Origin of the sequence: Pseudarthrobacter enclensis (genome assembly GCF_001457025.1) — a bacterium.
Lineage (GTDB): Bacteria > Actinomycetota > Actinomycetes > Actinomycetales > Micrococcaceae > Arthrobacter > Arthrobacter enclensis.
In genome coordinates this window covers 280,333-303,710 of the sequence record NZ_KQ758599.1, presented here as the reverse complement: position 1 = coordinate 303,710, position 23,378 = coordinate 280,333, and the positions used below count along the sequence as shown (strand labels likewise).

Here is a 23,378-nt window from a genome sequence, read left to right as displayed (position 1 = left end):
GTCAAGCACGGCGTTGCCTTCGATGGCGTCTGGAAATCCGTGCCCTTGCGGCCTAGCTGCCTACCGGCTCAGCTGACGGCGCATGCTGCGCAAGGTCCGACCGGAGTTCCTCCAGCGTGGGCGGGTTGGCACCGGGCCGGCGCACAGTGATGGCTGCGGCCTTGGCGGCCATCCGGCCCAGCGATTCCAGGACGGATGGCGCCATCCCGTCGGCGCCGCGCATGAGGAGCCCGTACACCAGGGCGGACATGTACGAGTCGCCGGCGCCGATGGTGTCCGCGACGGCGGACCGCACCGCTGGGACGGAGACCTGTGCTTCCCTGGTGGCCAGCAGGGACCCCTCGGCGCCGGCGGTGACGGCCACCAGAGCGGCGCCCAGATCCAGGATCCGCCGGGAGGCCTCTTCCAGGGTCAGCTGCGGGTAGAGCCACCGCGCGTCCTCGTCGCTGAGTTTCACGGCGTCGGTGAACTGGACCAGGTCCTCGAAGAGGGCCAGCGCTTCGGCGTGGCTGCCCAGCAATGCGGGGCGGATGTTGGGATCGTAGGTGACCATGCAGCGCCGGTGCGACTGCTCCAGCAGGTCCCGGACCACTGCCGCGCCCGGCGCCAGGAAGCTGGCAATCGAGCCGGTGTGCAGGATCTTGGGGAGGGTGGCCGGCGCTGTTGCGGGCAGAGCCCAGCGGATGTCGAAGTCGTACCGGGCGGACCCGTCGGAGGCCAGCACCGCGGTGGCGGTGGCTGTGGGGCCGTCGCCCCGGGAGCCGGGCAGCAGCCGGACTCCGGCGCTTTCCAGGTGCCGGCTGATGGCGTCGGCATGGTGGTCGCCGCCGATCGAAGTCAGCAGGCCGGTGTCCACGCCCAGCCGGGCCAGGCCGTAGGCGACGTTCGCGGGTGAGCCGCCGGGGTGCTCCACTGTGCCGTGCGGGGAGACGACAATGTCCACGAGCGCCTCGCCCACCACAATGACGTCGTAGGCGGGTTCGGGGCCGCGGTGCGGGTTCTGGAGGGCTGGCATTCGGACCTTTCCTGGCCGCCGTGAGGCGCGGCGACAGATACCCTGCTCCGTCGCTCCGGTAGCTGACGTCGAATTTTGGAAAAACGTTTTGTCGCCAACCTAGGGTCCAGCCCTGGACGTGTCAAGCAACACGCCACTCCGGGTTAGCCACGGGAGACCGCCCATACGTCCCTCAACACATGCAGGTCCCTCTTGCGGTGGCCTCCCGCCCGCTGGTATCTGCCCCACCCCGACGCCGGTCTCCGTTCTCGATGCGCAAAGGCGGTGGCGCTACGCAGATCTGCCTAGCGCCACCGCTTATGCGCGTGAGTCACGAATACGCGCGTCGAAATCCAGTGCAGTGTCGACAGGCTCAACCACCCGGATGGACCGGTTAGATGTCTACCAGGAGGCTCTGCGGGTTTTCTATCGCGTCAGCTACGAAGCGGAGGAAGCCTGCCGCGGTGCCGCCGTCGCAGACCCGGTGGTCGAACGTGAGGGTCAGCTCCGTGACCTTGCGGACCGCCAGTTCGCCGTTGACCACCCAGGGCTTGTCGATGATCCGGCCGACGCCGAGGATCGCCACCTCCGGGTGGTTGATGATCGCCGCGGACCCGTCGACGCCGAACACGCCGTAGTTGTTCAGCGTGAAGGTGCCGCCGCCCAGTTCGGTCGGGGTCGCCTTGCCCTGGCGTGCGACGTCGGTCAGCCGGCGGAGCTCGGCGTCCAGTTCGCGGGCACTCATCTTCTCGGCGCCGCGGACGGACGGGACCACCAGGCCCCGGTCCGTCTGGGCCGCGATGCCCAGGTTGACGCCGTCGAACCCGACTATCTCCTGCGAGCCGTCCTCCGCCGTCTCGATCCGGGTGTTCAGCTCCGGGTACTTTTTTAGCCCGGCTGTGACAAAACGGGCGATGAACGCCAGCAGACCCGGAACCTCGGTACCGTTGGCCTTCATGCCCTGGCGGAGCTCCAGCAGGCCGGTGGCGTCAACGTCCACCCACACCGTCGCCTCGGGGATCTCCGCACGGCTGCGGGCCATGTTCGCAGCCACTGCCTTGCGCACGCCGCGGACCGGGGTGCGGGAGGCAATGGGCAGGCCGGTGCGGACGTCGCGGTCCTGGCTGTTGACGGACCGTGTCTCGACCGGCTCAACCGCCGGGCTGGGTGCGGCTTCGGCAGGCTCAACCACCGGGGCAGCCACAGGTGCGGAGATCGCAGCCTCCACGTCACGGCGCATGATCAGGCCGCTCTCCCCCGAGCCGTGCAGCGCGCCCAGGTCCACGCCGTGTTCCTTAGCCATTCGCCGGACCAGCGGAGAGATCACGGCACCCAGCTTGCCGGGAACCCGGGTACGCAGCAGGGCGAGTTCGTCTTCCTTGGACAGCTTGGTTTCGACAGGCTCAACCACCGATACAGAAGACTTGCGGGCGCGGGTACGCTTGGCAACCCCGTGGCCGCCGGGGGTGCCGTAGCCGATGAGGACATTTCCAGATCCGGCTTTTTCTTCCTCCCGGTACGCTTCCGCCTCAGCCGCCGCGGATGATGCCGCCCCGGGAGTGGCATCGGGCCTGTCGGAGCCGGACGGCATGCTGCTTGCAGCATTGCCGTCCGGCGAAGGGGCGGGGGCGGCATCATCCGCGGCGGCCACAGAGCCAGACGAAAGCGGCGTCACCGAGATCAGCGGCTTACCCACGTCCAGGGTCTCCCCCGGCTTCCCGTGCAGCTCGGCCACGATGCCGGCGTAGGGGGAGGGCACCTCGACGGCGGACTTCGCGGTCTCCACCTCGGCGATCGGCTGGTCCACGGCGATGGTGTCCCCCACGGAGACGTGCCAGGACACCAGCTCGGCCTCGGTCAGGCCTTCGCCCAGGTCAGGCAGCAAAAACACGCGCGGTTCGCTCATGGTCAGTCCTCCCACTGAAGGTCGTCAACGGCGTCGAGGATGCGGTCCACGCCGGGCAGGTAATACTTCTCGAGTTTGGGCGCCGGATACGGGACGTCGAAACCGGTCACGCGGCGGATCGGGGCGGCCAGGTGGTGGAAGCAGCGCTCCTGCACCCGGGCCACGATCTCGGAGGACAAGGACGCGAACCCGTGCGCCTCGGCGATCACCACGGCCCGCCCGGTCCTGCGGACGGACTCACACACGGTGTCGTCGTCGAACGGGACGATGGTCCGCACGTCGATCACTTCCAGCGAGCGCCCCTCCAGCGCGGCGGCTTCGGCGGCGGCCAGGGCGGTGGGCACGGACGGGCCGTACGCGATCAGGGTCGCGTCGGTGCCGGGACGCGCGACGGCGGCCCTCCCCTCGGACCCACGTCCCGCCGTCGTGCGTTCCTCATGGGAGGAACGCAGCTCAACCAGGTCCACGGAGTCCTTGGTCCAGTACATCTTCTTGGGTTCCATGAAGACCACGGGGTCGTCGGAGTCGATGGCTTCGCGGAGCATGCGGTAGCCGTCCGCCACGGTGGCGGGGGTGTAGACCTTCAGTCCGGCGGTGTGGGCGTAGTAGGACTCGGAGGAATCGCAGTGGTGCTCCACTCCCCCGATGCCGCCGCCGTACGGGATGCGGATGACCATGGGCAGCTTGACCATGCCCTTGGTGCGGTTGTGCATCTTGGCCACGTGGCTGACGATCTGTTCGAACGCCGGGTAGGCGAACGCGTCGAACTGCATCTCGATGACCGGGCGCATCCCGTTGATGGCCATGCCCACGGCCATGCCCACGATCCCGGACTCGGCCAGCGGGGTGTCGAAGCAACGCTGCTCGCCGAACGTGGCGGTGAGCCCGTCGGTGATGCGGAAGACGCCGCCCAGGAGCCCTACGTCCTCGCCGAACACCAGGACGGAGGAGTCGGCGGACATGGCGTCGGCGAGCGCCGTGTTGAGGGCCTTGGCCATGGTGACCGGCTGCGGGCCGGTGGCTTCGGCGGTGGCCGCGGCGGAGGCGGCTGCCCGGGCGGTGGCGGCGGAAACGTTGCCGTTGGCCTCGGATGAGGTGGTGATGGTGGTGCTCACTTGCCGGCCTCCTTCGAATCAGTAGCTGCTGCGTCCGAATCAGTAGCTGCGGCGTCCCTCTCCAGTTCATCAGCCAGGAACGCGGACTGTTCCTTCAGCTGCGGGGTTTGCCGGGCGTAGACGTGGCGGAAGAGTTCCTGTGGGTCCACGGGCACGTCCTCGCCGAGGCCTTCGCGCAGCTGCGCGGCAACCGCCTCGGCGTGCTCGCGGATCCGGGCCTCGCCGTCGTCGTCCAATATTCCGCGGTCGGTGAGGTAGGTGCGCATCCGGGTGACGGGGTCCTTGGCCCGCCACTCGGCCACCTCGGCGCTTTCCCGGTAGCGGGTGTCGTCGTCGGCGTTGGTATGGGCCTGCATGCGGTAGGTGTTGGCCTCCACCAGCAGCGGGCCGGAGCCGTCCCGGCAGAGCGCAACGGCGCGATCCAGGACGGCGAGGAGGGCCACGACGTCGTTGCCGTCCACGCGTTCGCCGGCCATGCCGTAGCCCACGGCCTTGTGCGCGAGCGACGGCGCCACGGACTGGTGCGCCAGCGGCACGGAGATGGCGTACTTGTTGTTCTGGACGAAGAAGATGACGGGCAGGTGGAACACGGCGGCGAAGTTGAGGGCCTCGTGGAAGTCGCCTTCGCTGGTGGCGCCGTCGCCGCACATGGCCAGCACCACGGTGTCCTCACCGCGGAGCTTGGCGGCGTGCGCAACCCCGACGGCGTGCAGCAGCTGGGTGGTCAGCGGGGTGCACTGGATGCCCACCTTGTACTTCAGGGGGTCGTACCCGCCGTGCCAGTCGCCACGGAAGATGGTCATCACCTGGACGGGGTCCACGCCGCGGGTCATCACGGCCACGGCGTCGCGGTAGGTGGGGAACATCCAGTCACCGTCGGACAGGCAGAGCGCGGCGGCCACCTGGCAGGCTTCCTGGCCGTGGCTGGACGGGTAGACCGCCATGCGGCCCTGCCGGACCAGGGCGGAATTCTGGTCGTTGACACGGCGGCCGACGACGAGCTGCTCGTACGCTGCCAGCAGTTCCGCATCGCCGGGGACCGGGTATTCGTGGCCGGGTTCGGCGCCCTGCCCGCCTTCGGGGATCAGGCTGCCGTCCGGGGCCACCATCTGGATCTGGTGCCGGGCAGGGAGCATGTAGTCCTCGGCGGTGATGCCGAACTTCTTGACCGCCTCGGTGAGGGCGTTCTCTTGTGTGTCCGGGGCCTGCCTGTCCGGGGCGGTGTGGTTCGCGGAGATCGTCATTGTTCCCGTCCTTCTGTTGCCACTATTCCTTCCAAGTATCGACCTGTGGCAGGTTTCGTATCCACTGGAAGCGGGAATCGTGGAGAAGTTGCTTCTAGCGACCCGGGACGGGAGACGAATTGTCATTGTGAGCTGCGTTACGGGCAGGGGTTGTGGACGAAATGGCGTGATGGCTCAGCAGGCCGCCCGCCTCATCGCAGGTCGCCGACCGGGACAAACGTGTAGCCGAGATCCTTGATGCCTGCGACCGTCTGCTTGAGCAAATCGAGGTTCATGTAGGGATGGAAGAAGAAACTGGCCGTGGATTCCCGAACGACCAGGTTCGCTTCGGCCCGGTCGATGATGTAGTTCGGATCCCGGATGGCGTGGTTGTTTTGCTCCGTCTGGGTGATGTTGCCGAGGTTCTCGGGATACACCGTAGTGCCGTAGATATCGTGGACGGTGTACGGGAAGTATTGACTGTAGTAGGACGTGGGAGTGATCTTCTTGCCCGATAGCATGCCGGCGTAATAGTCGGACTGTTCATACCGCGCCTTGTATACCGCCGCGATCGCGGCATGTGCGTTGACGGATGCGGTGTAGTGGGGAGTCTCAAAAATCGTGGGTTCGCCCAGGCCGGCCTCGATCATCACCTGCCGGCCGTGTTCGATCCGGACGACGTGCTGCTCGACACTGTCCTCGGCGACCGGGCCGATCTTGGTGATATAGGAGTCGGCCTTGCACTCCCCGAATTCGTAGGGTGGCCGTTCGGTGGCCGTGCAGCCGTACCGGAAGAACTCGTAGTCCTCACCCGTTTTGCCGCTGTACGGGTTGTCGAGCGTGCCGTACTGATGGGTGGTGCCGTGCTGGATGAGTGTTCCGCCACGCGCTTGCATGTACTTCAGCGCCTCGACCACCTTCGGTGCGTCAAGCAGGCTTAGTCCGTACCAGCCGTCCCCGTCTGGGGTGCGGGCCACGTAGACGGGCATGACAGCCACTTGGAAGGGTACTCCGGCATCGCGCAGGTAATCGGCAACCCTCCGTAGGTCACCGGGATCGGTTTCGGGGCCCACGTCCTCCAAGCGCAGGGCAGCTTGCCGCACCGGTTCCGTCCCTGGCGCCAGCAGGTCATAGTACAAATCCGAGAAGATCAGGTAGAGGTCGTTCTGATCGATGTCCTGGAGTGGCACCTCGGCCAAGTAGGTGAGGTGGCCTGAGGTAACGGCCCACGCCAGTCGGGGCATCGATGGTTCGCCGTCAATGTCACACGCACGGGGGCTCTCCGGTTCACCGCAAACGAGGGTCGCAAGGGTCCGGACCTTCCCGGGGTCCACGATGCGGGGACTGTAGACGGTGTCCGCGTTGAGCGTGCTGCGGCGAACGGAACGGTTCTTGTACGACACGGATTTCACCTGGTCGTTGCTTACCATCAGAGGGGCGGTGGGATTCCAGCCGTATCGGGACACGAACCCCGCGATCGAGTCTGGCTTGGATCCGACAAGGTCATCGATGTTTTGCCCCACCCACAGCACGGGCACCGTGCCCTCCAGGACGTCCACGCGGAAGGCCTCTGGCGGCGTGGCCGCGGAGTCCTTCCCCAGGTAGATGACGGCGTCGAAGTCCTCCATCTCGTCTGCGGTGTAGTCCCCCAGGACCGCGACCTCCGCCTCGCCGAAGTGCGTGGCCAGATTCCCAGCGGCAATGCCGTGCAGTTCGGCGTCCTCCGGGGCGGTACCTGAACCGTCGTAGAGCACGAGCGTGCGCGCCCCTCCCGGTCGTCCGAAGCGCGAAGAAAATGTGGCGGTCTTTCCCTCGGCCACGTTGTTACCGGACGCCGTCACCGTGGTGTAACGCTGAGCGAGTGGGGAGTTCTCTCCTTCAACGGGGCTGGCGTCGATAAGGCCGGACACCACGCCCGCGGCGACCAGAGGCAGGGACACCAAGGCGATTACCCACCCCATGAACCCTCTTCTGGACAACTGGTACTGCTTCTCCATGGATCTTCCTCGAGGGTATGAGTAACGGCTCCGCTGGCCGGCGTCGATCCCGCATGCGGCGACTTTCAGACGACGGGGACGGCTCCTGCCCAGTCCTGGAACTCCTGCACGGTATCGTCATGTCCGTAGTAGCGGGCCATGGCCCGGACGGTCCGCTCGGCGGCGTGCCCGTCGCCGTACGGATTGAGCGCCCTCGCCATGCGCCGGTAGGCCTGTTCGTCCTTGATGAGGATAGACACCGCCTCCACGATCGTCTCCTCGTCCGTGCCGACCAGTTGCACGGCGCCCACGGCCACGGCCTCCGGTCGTTCGGTCGTATCGCGCATGACCAGCACCGGCTTGCCCAGCGAGGGCCCCTCCTCCTGCACTCCACCGCTGTCGGTGAGGATGATGGAGGAGCGCTCCAGAAGGGCGCAGAACTGTGCGTAGGGCAGTGGTTCCGTAACCAGGACGTTGGGGCAATGCTGCACGGCAGGCAGGATCGCCTCCCGCACCAGGGGATTGCGGTGCGCCGGGAAGACGAAGTCGTGGTCCGGGTGCGCTGCAGCCAGCCGGGCTATCGCCCGGCCGACCTGACGCAGCGGTTCTCCCCACGATTCACGGCGGTGTGCCGTCACGAGCACCACCGGACGTCTCGTCGCCAGCCGCGCGCCCAGTGCAGAGTCTTCAATCCTCGGCCGCGAGTCGACAGTGATGAACAGGGCGTCGATGACCGAGTTGCCCGTCACAACGATTGAATCCGAAGGAACGTTCTCGTGCAGCAGGTTGTCCCGCGCGGCCCACGTTGGAGCCAGATGGAGGGATGCCATCTGACCGGTAAGACGACGGTTAATCTCCTCCGGGTAGGGCGAGTATTTGTCGCCCGTTCTCAGTCCCGCTTCGGTGTGCACCACCGTGACACCGGCGTAGAAGGCCGCCAGCGACGCGGCGAACGTGGTCGTCGTGTCGCCTTGAACCATCACAGCGTCCGGCGGGCCTTCCTCGAAGACCTCCGCCAGTCCCTGCAGCGTCCGCATGGTGATCTGCGTGAGCGTCTGGCCGGCGGCATGAATGTTCAGGTCCTGGTCCGGGATGATGCCAAAGGACTGATTGACCTGATCCAGCATTTCGCGGTGCTGGCCCGTGACAACCACGCGGACCTCGAAGCGCGGATCGTCGCGCAGTGCGATCACGAGTGGTGCCATCTTGATGGCCTCAGGCCGTGTGCCGTAGATCGCCATGACGGAGATGGGCTTCCTGGGGGATGAGTGAGACATGGGATACCTCCTGGAGCGATGGGTGTCCGGTTGAGGGCCAGAAGCCCCCTCGTCAGTCGGAGGCGGCGTCAAGGATGTCCAGGTCGGAGAAGCGGACTCTCGCGTCCTCGGTGTACAAACCGATGGTTCCGCCGCGGTACGGTCTTTCGTCGTCGGTGATGGTCGCGAGTACACGCCCGCCGACGCTCACTGTCATGCGGGGCCAGTCGTGCTCCACTCGCACGCGGTAGTCCTGACCGATGGGGAACTGCGGTTCCACACCGGTGGTGATGAAGCGCTGCTTGCCGGGATAGACAGGGTCCTGTTTGGAAATCTCCCACCCGTTGGGCTTGAGCGCCACAGCGTAGAAGTGCTCGTCGTCGCTTAGATTCCACAGCACCCAACCCACTTCCCAGCCGTTCGGCGGACCGTCCCGTACCTGGAATTCGGTGTGCACCGTCACCTCGAAGGTGGGGTCCATATAGGAGCGGGTGGTGTGAACGAGACCGCCGTGGGTGATGTCCTCGGAGGCGGCCGACTTGGGCTCAAGCACCACTTCCTCGTCGTGTCCGGAGACCTCGCCGTACCCGGTGTACATCACGGTCCATCGTCCGTGGATCTCTCCGTCTGACCATGGGCCGGTATCACGCTGGCTCAGGACCACTGCGGTGGCGATGGAACCCACGAGCACGATCGTGACCCCGAGCAACAGTGCTGCCCTCATGCCGTTGCCGTCAATGGGTTGTCCAGCTCCTCTGCGGCCGAGTCCTGGTCCTCCGTGGTCCGATCCGTCTTCGCCCAGGAGTTCCGCCCCGAGAGGGAACGGAAGGCAGCTTTCCACCCCGCGACGTACCAGAGGAGGGCGTAACCGACATAGCCGTGCAGGACAACGAGGGCAGCCACCGGCCCAAAGCCATGATCGCGTTCGTGGCGCCAGTAGACGACTCCAAACATCAGCACGGGTCCGAACGCCATGGCGTAGGCCGAGACCCACCACCACGAGAAGTCGAGGGACCCCGAGACGACGCCAATACCGATGCTGACGATCCACAGGAAGAAGGCAGCGCTGAGAAAGGAGGTGAGCAGGAGGAGGCAAGGACTGGTCAGGTGGTAGAGCAGGTCCACGCGGCGCGCGCCGGTCAGGTCCCGCAGCACCCAGGGGATCAGCGTCCAGGACTGCAGGTGCCCCTGGAACCACCTGGTCCGTTGTTTGACCCAGCGCCGGACGTCCACGAGACCTTGCTGGTGCACGGCTGAGGTGAAGCAGAACTCAATGTTCCACCCCCTGATCAGCAGCCGCACGCCGAGGTCGAGGTCCTCGGAGAGGCTCCTGGACCAAGGGGCGGGGCCGAGGCTGTTGAGGGCCGAGAGCCGCACAAACTGCCCGTTGCCACCCAGCCCCACGCTCCCCAGGTGCCGGCGACCGCGCTGGAAGACCTCGGTGTAGAGCACGAACTCGATGTCCTGCATCCGGGCCAGCAGGTTCTGGTGGCGGTTGTTAATCCGGACGCCAATCTGAACAGCGCCCAGCCGGGGATCGGCGAAAAGCGGCATCACCTCGTCCAGGGCCCGCGGCTCCATCCTCCCGTCGGCGTCGACGACGCAGACGACGACGTCAGAGGCGTCGGCGTGGGCGCCGAGCGCCCCGGAGCGGATGTGCCGGATTGCCGCATTCAGCGCTTCGCCCTTGCCCTGCCGGGCGGTCGGCAGCCGTCGTTGCAGCAGGCTGACCCGGGGATCGGAGTGGGCTCGCACGATGGCCGCCGTGCCGTCGTCCGAACCATCATCTATTACCAGGACCTGGAGCCGTGGGTAGTCCATCTCCACGAGTCGATCGAGACTTGCGGCGAGGACCCGCTCCTCGTTGAGACAGGGCACCACGAAGATGACGGCTTTCTCGGCCGCGGTTGCGGGGAAGGTGACCGCTCGACGTCGCGCATACGCCGGTTCGAAGCGGGACAGCACGAGCATCAGCACACCGTACAGAACCGACAGGAGCACCAGACTCACGGCCAACATCAGGACGAAGTCGATGCGCTCGCCGTAGAGGATCATCATGCTCTTTACTCCTTACGCCCGTGCTCCATGGCGGCCAGCCTTGGAACCGACGCGCCACATCGCCGTCCCGGGCTGCGGCGCGCCCGACGCTGACAGCCTCTTGTGCGCGAGGCGCCGGCGGACGGAGCGACCCGTACTCAGAAGGCCTGACACCACGAGGGCGCCGACCATGAAGATCACGTAGGACACGAACAACGTCATGGAGACCATGAGCAGGAAGCGTTCCGCCAGGTGGAGCGCCGACTGCGCGGCCTCCGCAGATATGAAGACGCTGGTAATGAACATGGCCTGCCTCCGATCATCAACGGCTCCGGATTGGTCCAGCTAAGTTCCGCTGGCGTGACATATCCGTGATTGAGCCGTGATTAGCGGCTGGAGGGCCCTTTTAAAGCAGGCCAGTCACACGGCCGGGAACACCCGTGGACGCCTGTGACCCGGGACGTCGTTTCAAGGACAAGGTTGCACGCACAGGGATAACACTGGCTGTAACGCAGATCCCCTATTTTGAAATGCTGCATCCATTTCCATTGGTGGGGTCGTGGGGTATTTTGTGAAAAGTTCAAGCAGACGGACTTCCGGCGTCGCTTGACTTCCAAAGGCGGCAGTACGAGTACGCACTCTGGTGAGCCAGAAAAGGCCCACAGCACCGGCGTCCACTGGGGGCCGCAGGTTACGCGAGCTCGCGCGGTCCTATTGTGGCCGCGGCGACGTAATCAGCCCTTTGGGGGAAAGCATGACCCAGGACAGTGACGACGAGTTTAATCTCAACCTTTTCGGACGTTGGCAATTGCGGCACAACGGGACCGAAGTCCGCCTGGCGTGGCGGCAACAACGGCTGATCGCCGCGCTGGCCATCACCGGATCACGGCCCCGCCGCTACCTCAGCGGACTCCTGTGGCCGGAAAAGCCGGAAGCCCGGGCCATGGAAAGCCTGCGCACGTCCGTCTATTTGGTCTCCAGCCAGGTTCCCGGCCTTCTGGAGAATGACGGGCAGGTGCTGGCTTTGTCGGACCGGGTATCTGTGGACCTTCATGAGGTAGCCAACAGCATCAGACAGTTGGGGCAACCCGAATTTACCTTGTCGGATGAGAACTGCATGGAGTGCCTTCACTGCGGTGAGTTGCTGCCTGGCTGGTATGACGACTGGGTAGTCCTGGAGCAGCAGCGGTTGCGCACCCTCCGGGTGCGCGCGTTCCTTGTCCTGGCCCGCCGCTGGATTGACGACGGCGAGGTTCACAAAGCGGTTGAAGCGGCCGAGAGCGCGCTCGAGCTGGAGCCGTTGCATGAAAGCGCCGTGGCGCTGCTCATTAACGCGGAGCTTAAGTCGGGAAACCGTGCGCGTGCTTTACAGACCTTCCAGGCTTTCAGGACCAATCTTGGCGCCGAGCTGGGAATCGAACCCTCTGAGCAGCTGGCGAGAGTTGCCGCGGGTATTGATCCGAACGTGGGCTTGCTTAAGCCCTGAGATGGTGCAACTGCCCGCCGGAGCCTACTCGCGAGAGGTTCGGCCCGATCGCTCATAGCTGACGGGGTGCGCGGTAACCAAGTAGCGGCCCTTTCATAAACGAGTATCCCGTCCGGCCAATCAGGCCAGTCCGGCATCGTAGGGTGATGATCAGCAGCCGCCCACTCCAGAAGCGCCGGGTGACGGCCTGGGGGCCGGCTCCGTTGACCGGATGCCGGTTCCAGCCCAGGTCCCGCGGCACAGACTGGCAGGAGCTCTGCGCCCCATGGCCACATTCAGAGGCGTTCCCGCCCCCATCACCACGGCCGCCGTAGTGGCCGTGGTGGTAGTCCTCGCGGTGGTAGTGTCCGCCGTCGTAAGAATCTATGGATCGCTGCTGGCGGGGACCGAGGCCCAGGCGGCCTACGTGTCGCCCTTCCCAGCCCACCCGGTGGTCCGCGACGTTGACCCGCACCTCCCGGACGACGCCAACCAGTACGAGGCTCCCCCGCCGCGCGGGCAGGTTCCGGCAACACCCGGGCAGACCGTCGTCAGCCTCACGTTCGACGACGGCAACGCGTCGGATTCGCTGGCGGCACGCATGCTGGCGGACCGGGGACTGGTGGGGACGTTTTTTATCAGTTCCGGGTCGATCGGCAAACCCGGGTTCCTCTCCTATGACAGCCTCCGCGGGGTGGCCGCGCTGGGGCACGAGATCGGCGGGCACACAGTCAACCATCTGGACCTCACTGGCATGCCGGTGCAGGAAGCGCAGCAGGAAATCTGCCTGGACCGGGCAACGCTCACCCGGTGGGGCTTCAACGTCCGGAACTTCGCCTACCCGTTCGCGGAGGGAAGCGCGGAGGTGCGGCAGGCCGCCATGGCCTGCGGCTACAACTCCGCGCGGGGCCTCGGGGAGGTGCGGACCCGGTTCGGCTGCGAGGAATGCGATCCGGCCGCAGCGCTTCCACCCGTCCATCTCGAAGAAACCGCCGCGCCCGCTCCCGTGACCGTGGAATGGACCGTGGAGGACTTGAAGGAGAGCGTCCGGGCGGCGCAGCCCACGGGCGGCTGGGTGCAGCTGACCTTCCACAGCATATGCACCGTCAACTGTGACTACTTCGGCGTGACCGAGCCAGTGCTGTCTGAATTCCTTACCTGGTTGCAGGCGGAAACCCGGACCGGAAGCACCGTGGTTCGCCCGGTGGAGGAAGTCATCGGCGGACCGGTGCAACCTCTGGTGGACGCCCCGGCACCCGCCGCAACACCGCCGGCCGGGGCGAACGCCGTTCTGAACCCCGCGCTGGACGTCACCGGTTCCGTCCCTACGGAGCTGCCGCCCAACGCCAAAGCAACGGGTCCCCTCCCTGAGTGCTGGCAGGTGGAGGCGTACGGCAACCACCAGGCAGAGTTTGGTGCCTTCCCGCTGGCGAACACCGGCGACGCTGCGATGTCGCTGAAGGTGCAGGGGCATATGGACGGCGAAGCCAAGCTGATGCCGGCCATGGACCTGGGCCGGTGTGCCCCGCCGGTGTCCGCAGGGCGCCAGTACACGCTGGAGGCGTCCTACATGTCCACGGCCAGGCCGCAGTTCGCCGTGTATTACCGGGTGGAGCGGGGAGTGTGGGTTTACTGGACGTCCAGCGGGTTCTTTCCTCCCTCGGACAGTTTTGCCAAGGCGCAGTGGGTTACTCCTCCGGTTCCCCCGGGTGCCACAGCCATCAGCTTTGGCTTGGGCCTGGCGGAGAACGGGGAGCTGGTCACGGACGATTACGCCTTGATGGAGACCCCAGGTATCCACACGGGATAAGGGGTCACCCGAGCCCCTGCCGCAACACGGACTCCAGTTTATGGACCGTCCGCTGGGCGCACTGAAGAATTTCCTGGAGGTGCGCGGCAGCAAGCCCGGGCAGCAGTCGCCCCGGGTCCGGGGTGGCAGCTGCGCGGCGCACCTTCGCCTCGAGGGCCAGGGCCAGCCCGGCCAGCCGCGACGCGCCCACAGTATGTACGGCGGTCCGCAGGCTGACGACGGCGGCCAGCCCTCCACTGATGTCACCGCTGGTGAGTGCGCTGCGCAGGCGGGCGATCCGGCCGGGCAGTTGTGAAATGAAGTCGGTCACCAGGACTTTCCAGAGCCCGTGGCCGGCATCTGTGACCGCGCTCAACCGCGCCAGGACCGCGGTGTCCACCAGGGGCGCCTTATGGTCGCCTTTCTCCATTTCTGCGTTCTCCCCTGCCGTGTCCGTGGTTGCCTTGCCCCGACGGTAGGGGAAGGGCAGCGGCTGCACACGAGTGGCCACTACCCGGTTTCTGAAGGGCCGATGCTGGGATCCGCAGATGCAGGGCGGACTGCCTGGGAGCGGGCTTGGGAGAAAGGACGACGGCGGCACTTCACTTTGGGAGGGGCGTCCGCGCACGTAGCGCCGGCCGCGGAAAACAGGTACCCGCCCGGCGGCCGGGTGCACGCGGCGGCACCTAGCATTGACTCACAGGAAGGCCCGGACAGCCCCCAGCGCAACATCCGGCGGTCAGGAGGTTACCGGGAATGAGGCAACGGTTTGATGCGCCGGGCATTCGTGGCGGGGTCATTGCCGGTGCGGTGCTGGTCACGGTGGCGGCCAGCGTGGCCTTGGCGCTGGCCGTGCAGAACGGTTCCCGCCGTGTGGACCGGGAGTATCCCTGGCACCGTGACATAGTGGCAACGGTCTTTTGGGTGGGCGAGGTGTTCGACTCCAACGCCATCGACGGCAGCCAGGTCATCTCCGCGTTCGACTCGCGCTGGATGGAAAACTATGGGGGCTGTGACGGGGTCCTCATCAACGGGGTGTGCCAGACCGAGGCCCGGGATGCCTCCAACGGATACTTTCCCAAGAACATGACACCGCGCCAGAACCCGTTCTACCTTGACCTGCCGTTCGACGACGTCAACAACGACGGGGCCTTCGCCCGCCGCGGGCAGGTGGTTCCGTGGGCGAATGATCCCGGGTACGCCGGCCGGTCGCAGGACAAGGGCTTCAGCTTCATGAAGAACCGTTGGGTTCAGATGGAGAAGGACGGCCGTGTCTGTTACGGCCAGATTCAGGATGCCGGACCGGGCGAGTACAACGATGCCGAGTACGTCTTCGGCGGGAACGACCGGCGCCCGGCAAACACCAGGTTCAACGGCGCCGGAATGGACGTGTCCCCCGCGTTGGCGGGCTGCCTGGGCTTCCAGAGCCTCAACGGCCAGGAGGACCGGGTGAACTGGCGGTTCGTCGCGGAGCACGATGTCCCGGACGGCCCGTGGAGGAAAGTCGTCACAACGTCTCCGGTGGTGCCATTCTGAAGGCGCCTCGCCGGCCACGGGCCAGGGGCCGCTACAGGGTCATCCGGTAGCCCACGCCGTGCACCGTTTCGATCCATCGGGGACGCCGCGTGGTCTCCCCCAACCGCTTGCGGAGGTTGCTGACCTGCACTTCCACGGCGCGCTCTTCCTTGGCGCTGACGAAGGAACCGGTGTGGTAGGGCTCGTTGCGGAGCCTCCGGACCAGGTCCGTCTTGGTCTGGATGGTCCGCCCGTTTTCCATCAAGACCAGGAGGATGTCGAACTGGCTGCGCGTCAGGCTGACCGGAGTTCCGTCGACAACCGCCTGCCGGGTGGCCTCGTGCAGGGTGAGTCCCCGATGCGAAAAATCGATTTGTCCCAAGGCCTGTGCGGTCATGTTGGCGGCCACTGCCGTCCCGGCAGCGTCTACCGCCGGGACGGCATGATCCAGCGCAGAAGGAGCAGCGTGGCCGGCAGGAACCGGGAGGGCGTGCGCCCTTCCGGCAGCCTCAATAATCCGTGGCCTGCGGAACATGGCCCGCACCCGGGCCTTGAACTCCCGTGGACGGAATGGCTTGATGAGGTAGTCATCGGCACCGGCCTCGAATCCCATCAGGGCGTCGGCTTCATCCGACCTCCTGCTGACGATCATGACGTAGGCGTCGCTCACGGTCCGGATGCGCCGGGAAACTTCAATTCCGTCAAAGTCGGGGAGGCCGATATCCACGGTGACAAGGTCTGGGTTATGCTCGATCACCCTTGCGAGTCCCTCGGCTGCCGAAGAGGCCGGATGAACGGAAAAACCTGACTCCAGCAGCAGATCCGTTAATGCTGACCGGATTGCTACGTCATCCTCAATGACGACTGCTACGCCGCGCTGCCCCATAACCCTCCCCTACCTCATGGAGCTTCCGGCAAAGTTTTGGTCCGGCGCGCCTCCCCCATGGCTTTCGCTGCCAACTGTCCACCCGCGCAGCACAACGCGGTTGCCGTCTCCTGCTTTTCCTCAGGAGTTCGGCGCCGCGCGGTCCGCGGATGGACGCGGCCGTCGATGTGTTAGTTGATGAAGTCCTTCAACCAGGTTTTCAGGTCCTCGCCGAACTCCACCCGCTCCGAAGCCAGCGTGATGACGGCCTTCAGGTAGCTGAGCTTGTCGCCTGTATCGAACCGGCGGCCGCGGAACACCACGCCGTACACCCCTGCACCCTCGCCTTCGGCGGAAGCCAGCGTCTGCAGTGCATCCGTCAGCTGGATTTCGTTGCCGCGGCCCGGTCCGGTGGTCTCCAGGACACCGAAGACAGACGGGTGCAGCACGTAGCGGCCAATGACCGCCAGGTTGGACGGGGCGTCGGCCACGGCCGGCTTCTCCACGAGGCTGTTGACGCGCACGTAGTCTTCCCCGTCCACAGCGGTGATGTCTGCACAGCCGTAGGCGCTGATCTGGGACGGGTCAACCTCGATGAGGGCGATCACCGATCCCCCGGTCTTCTGCTGCACCTCGATCATGGTGGTGAGGAGCGACTCGGCCTCGTCGATCAGGTCATCGCCCAGCAGGACGGCGAACGGTTCGTCACCCACATGCTGCTTGGCGCACAGAACGGCGTGCCCCAGGCCCTTGGCCTCACCTTGGCGGACGTAATGGATGGGGCCCAGTTCCGATGCTGCCTGGATTGACTGCAGGCGGCCTTGGTCGCCCTTCTCTTCCAGCAGGCGCTCCAGTCCCGGAGCCCGGTCAAAGTGGTCCTCCAGGGCGCGCTTGCTGCGGCCCGTAACCATCAGGACGTCGTCCAGTCCTGACTTGATGGCTTCTTCCACCACATACTGGATGGCCGGGCGGTCAACCACCGGCAACATCTCCTTCGGCATCGCCTTGGTGGCGGGCAGGAATCGAGTTCCCAATCCGGCAGCAGGAATGACGGCTTTGGTAACAGCTTTCCCCATAGTCATGGGTGAACCATATAAACGCCCCGCACCAAACAACAAAGTCAAATACTCATCTGGAAAATGACACTTTTCACAGTTCTCACATGAGCACCACCACAACGAGCCGGAAATCACCCTCAGGAGCCCTGAATTCCGCGAAAAAACGGAGGCTGGGTCTAGAAAAAGCCCCTTGGGGCCAGTTGCTTAGAGACGTTAATCACACCACATGAGGGCGACACAAATAACTAAATAGATCCACTGTGCCCTACCCTCAGCGCGCGGCCTCGCCCGCGCGCAAATACGCCCTGACCTGCGGTTATGGCGCAAATGATGAAAAACAATTGCGTTGCTGAGGAAATACTGAGAAGTACTCCGCAGGTTTACCAAGTCTTGAGCCACCGCAAAGAAGAAGCTGAGAAGTCACTGCTTTGCTGGGTATTCGGAGAACCAAGTATCGCGGTTTTGAAATTCGAGTACCCGCTACCCGTGCTAATTCCCCGCAGCGCCCGGTGTACTTGGAATGTTGAATTTCCGGCCTCCTTTGCAGGGGCCGGTTGAAGCCGGGGTCGACGGCGGTTGCCAGCCTCCTGAGACCGGGCTGGCACCCCCCAGTCCGCCGTCGACCCCTTCACCGTCCAACCCCACGCTCCCTCAAATTTAAGTTGTGAAAACAGCGCCTGCCGCGTCTCTTCACCGAAGAGAGACCGGCGGGCGTTTCCATGCCCGCCGTCAGCTGCACGCCGTGCCGGCGGCACCTCCGCCGAATGTCCGCCGTCGCCTGTCCTAGAGGAAAGAACCACATCTCTTGAAGTCTCTGCTGCAAGATTCGTACACCCGCCAGATGTCAACGATCATCGTCCTGGGGCTGGTGTTGTCGGCTTGTGTGCCCTTCGCCGTCCAGTTCTTTTCCGCCGGCTACCAGTTGCCCGTCTTCGTGGCAGCCGTCCTTCCCACGCTCGTGGCCCTTGCCCTGATCCTCCGGCCGGGCGTCGCCGGGCGGGACCGCTACGGCAATCAGCGTGCCACCGAACGGCTGGGCGCCCAGCTGCTCCTGTACTTGTCCCCCGTGCTGCTGCTGAACATCGTCTACCCGCTGGTCAGCCCCACCATGGCGGCGGTGGACGTGGACGGGGTGCCGCTGACCCTGGTGGTGCTGGCATCCTCCATCACCGTGCCGTGGATGGCCCAGGCAGCCTGCCTCCCCATCTACCGGGTCCTGGGGGACCTCATGGCAGGGCGGGATCTGGCCGCCATCACCCAGCGGTTCTGCCAGTACTGGCCCACCGTCTTCCTGCAGACCCTGCCCCTGATCGCCGCCTTCACCGTGCCCATGTGGCTGGCCACCGGCTGGTCAGCATCGGTCATCCTGCACTACGTGATCCTGTGCGTCCTGCACCTGCTCTTCGTCCAGTCACTGGTCCTGGCCAACGTGGCAAACCGCCGCGGCCTGTGGGCCATCGCCTGGTCCGGCTACGCCGCCGCGCTCTTCATAGCCCCCACCGCCTGGTGGCTTCCGCCCGTGGTGGGCACACTGACCCAGCTCATCGCCATGCGCTCGGGACTCCGCCACCTCGGCTTCGCCCAGCGGCTGGGCATGCGCGTCGTCGGCCTCGACCTGGTCCGCGGCCTGCTGATGGGTGCGGTCCTCTGGGCGGACAAATTCGCCCTGTTCGCTGTGACCAAGGGCGACTTCAACGTCGTCGCCGTCTTCGCCGCCATGCTCCCGGCGGTGGTTGCCTACAACTTCTACTTCGTCCAGCTGGCTCCCACCGTGGACAAGGCCCTGGGCCGGCTCCACACGGACATTGCCGAGGCACCCATCAGCTCGCTAAAGGGCAGCTCACGCAGGCTCACCCGCGTTGTTGACCGCTCGGTCCTGCTGACAGGCGCCATCGCGGCACTGCTGACACTGGCGGTATCCCTGGTGATGGCCGGCGTCGACCCGGCCCAGACGTTCCTGGCCGTAGCTGCTTCCGCAGCCTCGTGGGGCTTCATGGTGCTGACCCTGCTCAGCTACGAACTGGACTTTATCGGCGAGAAGACCAGCCCCCAGATCCTGGGCGGAGTGCACCTAGCCGTGTGCGTCCTGGCCTTCGTGGCCGGCGGCCTGTTCGGCCCGCTGACGGGCGCCGCCGGCAGTTACCTGCTGCTGGGAACCGTGGACCTGGTCCTCATCGGCACCGCCTGGATGTTCTACAAGCACCACTGGAACCAGCCGGAATACACGCTCTTCTGGCGGCACGCCACCTCCTGGTGACCCGCCGCAAACAAACCCGCCCACACCACCTGAACCACACCAGCCGAATTACCAAGAATGCATAAGGGGAACATCTTGTACTCGACCGTGAAGCGCCCGAATGAACAGCACAAGGACGTCCTGCCCATGCGGCACGCCAAAGCCGCACCGGCTGCAGGACCTGAGTACGAAGACGTGGACGTGGCCATCGTGATGGAGTCCACCTACCCGTTCCTCAAGGGCGGGGTGTCCGCGGTGGTCCACGACATCGTGACCCACAACCCGGACCTGAGCTACGGCATCATCCACATCGCCTGGGACTCCAAGTCGCCGTCCACGGACCTGTACGGCATGCCGGCCAACGTCCGCTGGGTCCGCACCGTGTACCTCAGCATGGAAGAGCACCGGGACGATTTCCTTTCGGTGACGGCCAAGGACCTGGGCATGACCTCCCAGCAGCGCGAACAGCTCTCCCACCGGCTATTCGACGCGATCTATGCGCTCTCCGAATACGGCGAGGTCGAGGGCCTGTGGGAACTGATCGATGAGGGCCTGAACGAGCGCACCCGGCAGTACCCGCTCTGGGCGCTGCTGGGCTCCAGGGAATTCATGGAGGCGCTGCAGATGCGCATGCCCCAGCTGGACCTCTCCCTGGCCAACTCGTTCTGGACGCTGCGGAACTTCTTCTCGCTGGCCTTCGCGGTCCTGGGCGAAACCATGCCCCGTGCAAGCGTCTACCACGCACACACCACCGGCTACGCGTCGCTGCTCGGCGCGGCCGCGGCACGGGACCATGACACGTCCTTCCTGCTGACCGAGCACAACCTCTACGTCCGTGACACCGTCAACACGCTGCTGGACCGGAACATGGCCCTGTCCATCACCGAGGACGACTACCGGACCTTCGACGTCACCGCGGAGCAGCGCGCCTGGATGGCGTGGTGGACCGAGATGGGCCGCTTCTGCTACCCCAGCGCCCGGCTGATCACCTACCTTTACCCCAGCGCCATCACCGAGGCCGCCCGGCTGGGCACGGACATCGACAAGTCCGTGGTGGTTCCCAACGGCATGGTCATCGAAGAGTTCGATGACAAGTACCGTGCCCGCCAGCGGGCCCTGGCCACCATGGAAAAGAAGGGGTCGGACTACGTCTGGCACCTCGTGTACATCGCCCGGGTGGTGCCCATCAAGGGCCTCCTTGACCTGCTCTCCAGCCTCGAGATCCTGAGGGACCGCGGCTACCCGAACATCCACCTGGACGTCCTGGGCCCCACCGAGCACGTCCCCGAATACTTCGAGGCCTGCCTGGCCAAGATCGAGGCCCTGGGCCTGCAGGACCACGTCACCATCCACGGGACGGTCCACGTCCGGGACATGCTGGACCAGTTCGACCTGCTGGTGCTGCCCAGCTACAACGAGGGCCAGCCCATCGTGATCCTCGAAGCCATGGCGGCCGGCATCCCCACGGTGGGATCGGACGTGGGTGGCGTTGCCCAGCAGATCGCGGACAACCTCATCACCCCGGACGGGCGCACCATCGGCCCCTGCGGCGAGACCGTCACCCCCGGCGACGTGCACCAGATGGCGGATGGGATCCAGGCGGTCATCGGCAACCTGGACGAGTACGCAGCGTACGCCGCCAACGCCCGCACCCGGGTCCAGGAACTCTTCCAGATGCACGAGGTCATGTCCTCGTACAACCAGATCTACCGCGCCCTGGGCGACCTTCCGGTCGTGGCGGACACCGTGGCGAACACCGCAGAAAACACGGTGGAGCTCACCGACGGCCACAGGGTCCCGGCGGAGCTGTGAGCGGCGTCGGCGCCTGGATCAGGTACGGCGATCCGATCACCCCGGACCAGCTGGCCTTCGCGGCGGACCATTACCGCGCGGCGATCCTGCAGCCCTGGGAGACGGACGCGGCCTCGGAGCTGAAACGGCTCCGCCCGGACATGACGGTCCTCTGCTACAAGTGCCTGTCCTCCACCCGCGACTACGAGCCCGGGCCTGTCTACAGTTCCGGGGTCAGCCACCGGGAGGCCGAGGACGACGGCGGCACCTGGTTCGCCACCCGGCTGGACGGTTCCCGCATCCAGTGGAACGGCTATGGCGGGCACTGGCAGATGAACGTCCGCGATCCCGGCTACCGGGAGCGCTGGGTCCGGAACGTCACCGCGGAACTGGCTGACTCTCCCTTCGATGGGGTGATGGCTGACAACGACGTCTTCGACGACTACTACCAGCTGAACCTTCCCATCCGGGAGGCGGCGTCCATGGAGGACCTCCGGGAGGGGCTGGACCTGCTGGTCCACGCCGCCGGCCGGTCCCTGAACGGCGTCGGGAAAATCCTGGTGCCCAACATTGCGGAATCACGACGGCGGCCCGGGCGTTGGGCGTCGCACGCCGCCTACGGGGGCGGTTTCGAAGAGGTGTGGCTGGGTTTCGGGCCCACGGACCTTTTCGATCCGCACACCGCCGAGGCCCAGCTGCCGCAGGCGGAAGGTCCGGGCCTGTCCATCCTGCGGGTTCCCACCGACGGGGACGACTCCCACCCCAACTTCACGTACGGGCTGGCGGCCTTCTGGATCTTCGGCGGAGGCCGCGGATCCTTCTCGGCCACGGCCCACGACGACTACAGCCGCACCCAGCACATTCCGCAGCTCGACTGGAGCCTGGGCAGCCCGCAGGAGGATCCCCAAGGCCGCAACCACGTCTGGTCCCGGGAATTCAGCAACGGCTGGGCGGCAGTGAACTTCAACCAGGACGGCCGCCGCCGGCACAAGGTCAAAGTCCCCGCCGGCCTGGCGGACGCCGCCGGCAACCCGGCGCCGCGGTCCCTGGTGTTGCCGGCCCAACGGGGCGTTATCTATCAGCGAGGGCAGAACAATTAGGATTCTCATCACCGGCGGCTGCGGGTACATCGGATCGCACACGATCCTCCGCCTGCTCGAGGCCGGGCACGACATTACCGTCATCGACAACCTCAGCAACTCCCTGTCGGAGTCGCTGCTGCGCGTGGAGAAGCTGACCGGGCGGGACATCTCCTTCCTGGAGGGGGACATCGCGGACCGGACCTGCCTGCAGCGGATCTTTGAGCAGGACGCCATCGAGTCGGTGATCCATTTCGCCGGGTTCAAGGCTGTTGGGGAGTCCGTGGACCAGCCGCTGCGCTACTACGGCAACAACGTCAGCGGCACGCTGAACCTCCTGGAGACGATGGACGCCTACGGTGTCCGGAACCTGGTGTTCAGTTCATCCGCCACCGTGTACGGGGCGAACCCGGAGATGCCGCTGCGCGAGGACTTCCCGTTGCGGGCCACCAACCCGTATGGCCGGACCAAGCAGCACATCGAGGAAATCCTGGTGGACCTGCAGGCCGCTGACAGCCGGTGGCGGATTGCGCTGCTGCGGTACTTCAACCCGGTGGGCGCCCACCCCTCGGGGCTGATCGGGGAGGACCCGCAGGGCCCGCCCAACAATCTCTTTCCGTTCGTCACCCAGGTGGCGGTGGGCCGCCGGGACAAGGTCAGCGTTTTCGGCAACGACTACCCCACCCCGGACGGGACGGGGGTCCGGGATTACATCCACGTCATGGACCTCGCCGCAGGGCACGCTGCCGCGCTGGACTACCTGGCCGAACACCCGGGCCTGCACACGTGGAACCTGGGGACCGGCCGGGGCTACTCCGTCCTGGAAATCATCCAGGCCTTCGAGGCGGCCTCGGGTACCAGCGTGCCTTACGAGCTGGTGGACCGGCGCCCGGGAGACGCCCCCGTCAGCCTGGCGGATCCTTCCAGCGCCTTCCGCGACCTGGGCTGGAAAGCGTCGGAGACGCTGGAGAGCATGTGCGCCGACGCGTGGCGCTGGCAGCAGTACAACCCGGACGGGTACCGGGCAAAGGTCCTCCCTGTGTGAGGAGGCCGACGGCGGGACGCACCTGCCG

The 23,378-nt window shown here is 65.8% G+C and carries 19 protein-coding genes; 7 read left to right on the top strand and 12 right to left on the bottom strand.

The window, feature by feature from the left end; all coding sequences use genetic code 11:
- Positions 1 to 52: 52 nt before the first annotated feature.
- From AS031_RS01310 to AS031_RS01270, 9 genes are all read right to left on the bottom strand, one after another.
- Entirely contained in the window at positions 53 to 1,015 is a 963-nt protein-coding gene (locus AS031_RS01310; RefSeq protein ID WP_058266342.1) for a carbohydrate kinase family protein, read from the bottom strand.
- Between the two features lie 373 nt (positions 1,016 to 1,388).
- The gene (locus tag AS031_RS01305) at positions 1,389 to 2,900 is read right to left on the bottom strand and encodes a dihydrolipoamide acetyltransferase family protein (RefSeq protein ID WP_058266341.1); all 1,512 of its coding nucleotides are present in this window, start codon (positions 2,898 to 2,900) and stop codon (positions 1,389 to 1,391) included.
- 2 nt (positions 2,901 to 2,902) lie between these two features.
- Positions 2,903 to 4,015 (bottom strand): alpha-ketoacid dehydrogenase subunit beta, encoded by a 1,113-nt coding sequence (locus tag AS031_RS01300; RefSeq protein ID WP_058266340.1) that lies wholly within the window; start codon positions 4,013 to 4,015, stop codon positions 2,903 to 2,905.
- The gene (locus tag AS031_RS01295) at positions 4,012 to 5,259 is read right to left on the bottom strand and encodes a thiamine pyrophosphate-dependent dehydrogenase E1 component subunit alpha (protein WP_058266339.1); all 1,248 of its coding nucleotides are present in this window, start codon (positions 5,257 to 5,259) and stop codon (positions 4,012 to 4,014) included. Before AS031_RS01295 ends, AS031_RS01300 begins: the two co-directional genes overlap by 4 nt.
- 191 nt (positions 5,260 to 5,450) lie before the next feature.
- Positions 5,451 to 7,199 (bottom strand): DUF2334 domain-containing protein, encoded by a 1,749-nt coding sequence (locus AS031_RS01290; RefSeq protein ID WP_058266338.1) that lies wholly within the window; start codon positions 7,197 to 7,199, stop codon positions 5,451 to 5,453.
- A gap of 101 nt (positions 7,200 to 7,300) precedes the next feature.
- Positions 7,301 to 8,491 carry a non-hydrolyzing UDP-N-acetylglucosamine 2-epimerase gene (gene wecB, locus AS031_RS01285; RefSeq protein WP_058266337.1) on the bottom strand — a complete coding sequence of 397 codons (1,191 nt, stop codon included), beginning with the start codon at positions 8,489 to 8,491 and terminating at the stop codon, positions 7,301 to 7,303.
- Between the two features lie 52 nt (positions 8,492 to 8,543).
- Positions 8,544 to 9,194 (bottom strand): YfiR family protein, encoded by a 651-nt coding sequence (locus AS031_RS01280; RefSeq protein WP_074446903.1) that lies wholly within the window; start codon positions 9,192 to 9,194, stop codon positions 8,544 to 8,546.
- A complete protein-coding gene (locus AS031_RS01275; protein WP_058266336.1) occupies positions 9,191 to 10,528 on the bottom strand; it encodes a glycosyltransferase family 2 protein in 1,338 nt (445 codons plus the stop codon). The genes AS031_RS01280 and AS031_RS01275 overlap by 4 nt, the downstream gene beginning before the upstream one ends.
- A gap of 12 nt (positions 10,529 to 10,540) precedes the next feature.
- Positions 10,541 to 10,813 (bottom strand): hypothetical protein, encoded by a 273-nt coding sequence (locus tag AS031_RS01270; protein ID WP_058266335.1) that lies wholly within the window; start codon positions 10,811 to 10,813, stop codon positions 10,541 to 10,543.
- Positions 10,814 to 11,261: 448 nt separating this feature from the next.
- Between AS031_RS01270 and AS031_RS01265 the strand changes: the two genes are divergently transcribed.
- Both AS031_RS01265 and AS031_RS01260 read left to right on the top strand, forming a co-directional pair.
- A complete protein-coding gene (locus tag AS031_RS01265) occupies positions 11,262 to 11,993 on the top strand; it encodes an AfsR/SARP family transcriptional regulator (RefSeq protein ID WP_058266334.1) in 732 nt (243 codons plus the stop codon).
- A 265-nt stretch (positions 11,994 to 12,258) separates the two neighbouring features.
- Positions 12,259 to 13,782, top strand: coding sequence for a polysaccharide deacetylase family protein (locus tag AS031_RS01260; RefSeq protein WP_058266333.1), 1,524 nt, complete (start codon positions 12,259 to 12,261; stop codon positions 13,780 to 13,782).
- Between the two features lie 4 nt (positions 13,783 to 13,786).
- Here AS031_RS01260 and AS031_RS01255 read toward each other — a convergent pair whose 3' ends face one another.
- Positions 13,787 to 14,272, bottom strand: coding sequence for an Hpt domain-containing protein (locus AS031_RS01255; RefSeq protein WP_141688731.1), 486 nt, complete (start codon positions 14,270 to 14,272; stop codon positions 13,787 to 13,789).
- Positions 14,273 to 14,517: 245 nt separating this feature from the next.
- Between AS031_RS01255 and AS031_RS01250 the strand changes: the two genes are divergently transcribed.
- Positions 14,518 to 15,297, top strand: coding sequence for a hypothetical protein (locus tag AS031_RS01250; protein WP_058266331.1), 780 nt, complete (start codon positions 14,518 to 14,520; stop codon positions 15,295 to 15,297).
- 31 nt (positions 15,298 to 15,328) lie between these two features.
- Here AS031_RS01250 and AS031_RS01245 read toward each other — a convergent pair whose 3' ends face one another.
- Both AS031_RS01245 and galU read right to left on the bottom strand, forming a co-directional pair.
- Positions 15,329 to 16,162 carry a response regulator transcription factor gene (locus AS031_RS01245; protein ID WP_058266330.1) on the bottom strand — a complete coding sequence of 278 codons (834 nt, stop codon included), beginning with the start codon at positions 16,160 to 16,162 and terminating at the stop codon, positions 15,329 to 15,331.
- Positions 16,163 to 16,332: 170 nt separating this feature from the next.
- Positions 16,333 to 17,223 (bottom strand): UTP--glucose-1-phosphate uridylyltransferase GalU, encoded by an 891-nt coding sequence (gene galU / locus AS031_RS01240; protein WP_058266329.1) that lies wholly within the window; start codon positions 17,221 to 17,223, stop codon positions 16,333 to 16,335.
- 817 nt (positions 17,224 to 18,040) lie between these two features.
- On the opposite strand from galU, the gene AS031_RS01235 reads away from it, so the two are divergent.
- The 4 genes from AS031_RS01235 to galE all read left to right on the top strand — a co-directional run bounded on the left by AS031_RS01235 (position 18,041) and on the right by galE (position 23,350).
- Positions 18,041 to 19,456, top strand: a complete 1,416-nt coding sequence (locus AS031_RS01235; RefSeq protein WP_058266328.1) for a hypothetical protein — start codon at positions 18,041 to 18,043, stop codon at positions 19,454 to 19,456.
- A gap of 75 nt (positions 19,457 to 19,531) precedes the next feature.
- Entirely contained in the window at positions 19,532 to 21,247 is a 1,716-nt protein-coding gene (gene pelF / locus AS031_RS01230; RefSeq protein WP_228379538.1) for a GT4 family glycosyltransferase PelF, read from the top strand.
- Positions 21,244 to 22,326 carry a putative glycoside hydrolase gene (locus AS031_RS01225; protein ID WP_058266326.1) on the top strand — a complete coding sequence of 361 codons (1,083 nt, stop codon included), beginning with the start codon at positions 21,244 to 21,246 and terminating at the stop codon, positions 22,324 to 22,326. The genes pelF and AS031_RS01225 overlap by 4 nt, the downstream gene beginning before the upstream one ends.
- A complete protein-coding gene (galE, locus tag AS031_RS01220; RefSeq protein WP_058266325.1) occupies positions 22,322 to 23,350 on the top strand; it encodes a UDP-glucose 4-epimerase GalE in 1,029 nt (342 codons plus the stop codon). The genes AS031_RS01225 and galE overlap by 5 nt, the downstream gene beginning before the upstream one ends.
- The last annotated feature ends 28 nt before the right edge of the window (positions 23,351 to 23,378 follow it).

What these genes read in the sequence shown, in the direction of transcription:
- AS031_RS01270 (WP_058266335.1), bottom strand. Translation starts at nt 10,813, where the DNA reads ATGTTCATTACCAGCGTCTTCATATCTGCGGAGGCCGCGCAGTCGGCG.
- AS031_RS01235 (WP_058266328.1), top strand. Translation starts at nt 18,041, where the DNA reads ATGTCAACGATCATCGTCCTGGGGCTGGTGTTGTCGGCTTGTGTGCCC.
- galU (WP_058266329.1), bottom strand. Translation starts at nt 17,223, where the DNA reads ATGACTATGGGGAAAGCTGTTACCAAAGCCGTCATTCCTGCTGCCGGA.
- AS031_RS01260 (WP_058266333.1), top strand. Translation starts at nt 12,259, where the DNA reads ATGGCCACATTCAGAGGCGTTCCCGCCCCCATCACCACGGCCGCCGTA.
- AS031_RS01290 (WP_058266338.1), bottom strand. Translation starts at nt 7,199, where the DNA reads ATGGGGTGGGTAATCGCCTTGGTGTCCCTGCCTCTGGTCGCCGCGGGC.
- AS031_RS01250 (WP_058266331.1), top strand. Translation starts at nt 14,518, where the DNA reads ATGAGGCAACGGTTTGATGCGCCGGGCATTCGTGGCGGGGTCATTGCC.
- AS031_RS01305 (WP_058266341.1), bottom strand. Translation starts at nt 2,900, where the DNA reads ATGAGCGAACCGCGCGTGTTTTTGCTGCCTGACCTGGGCGAAGGCCTG.
- AS031_RS01265 (WP_058266334.1), top strand. Translation starts at nt 11,262, where the DNA reads ATGACCCAGGACAGTGACGACGAGTTTAATCTCAACCTTTTCGGACGT.
- AS031_RS01275 (WP_058266336.1), bottom strand. Translation starts at nt 10,528, where the DNA reads ATGATGATCCTCTACGGCGAGCGCATCGACTTCGTCCTGATGTTGGCC.
- AS031_RS01245 (WP_058266330.1), bottom strand. Translation starts at nt 16,162, where the DNA reads ATGGGGCAGCGCGGCGTAGCAGTCGTCATTGAGGATGACGTAGCAATC.
- AS031_RS01295 (WP_058266339.1), bottom strand. Translation starts at nt 5,259, where the DNA reads ATGACGATCTCCGCGAACCACACCGCCCCGGACAGGCAGGCCCCGGAC.
- AS031_RS01280 (WP_074446903.1), bottom strand. Translation starts at nt 9,194, where the DNA reads ATGAGGGCAGCACTGTTGCTCGGGGTCACGATCGTGCTCGTGGGTTCC.
- wecB (WP_058266337.1), bottom strand. Translation starts at nt 8,491, where the DNA reads ATGTCTCACTCATCCCCCAGGAAGCCCATCTCCGTCATGGCGATCTAC.
- AS031_RS01310 (WP_058266342.1), bottom strand. Translation starts at nt 1,015, where the DNA reads ATGCCAGCCCTCCAGAACCCGCACCGCGGCCCCGAACCCGCCTACGAC.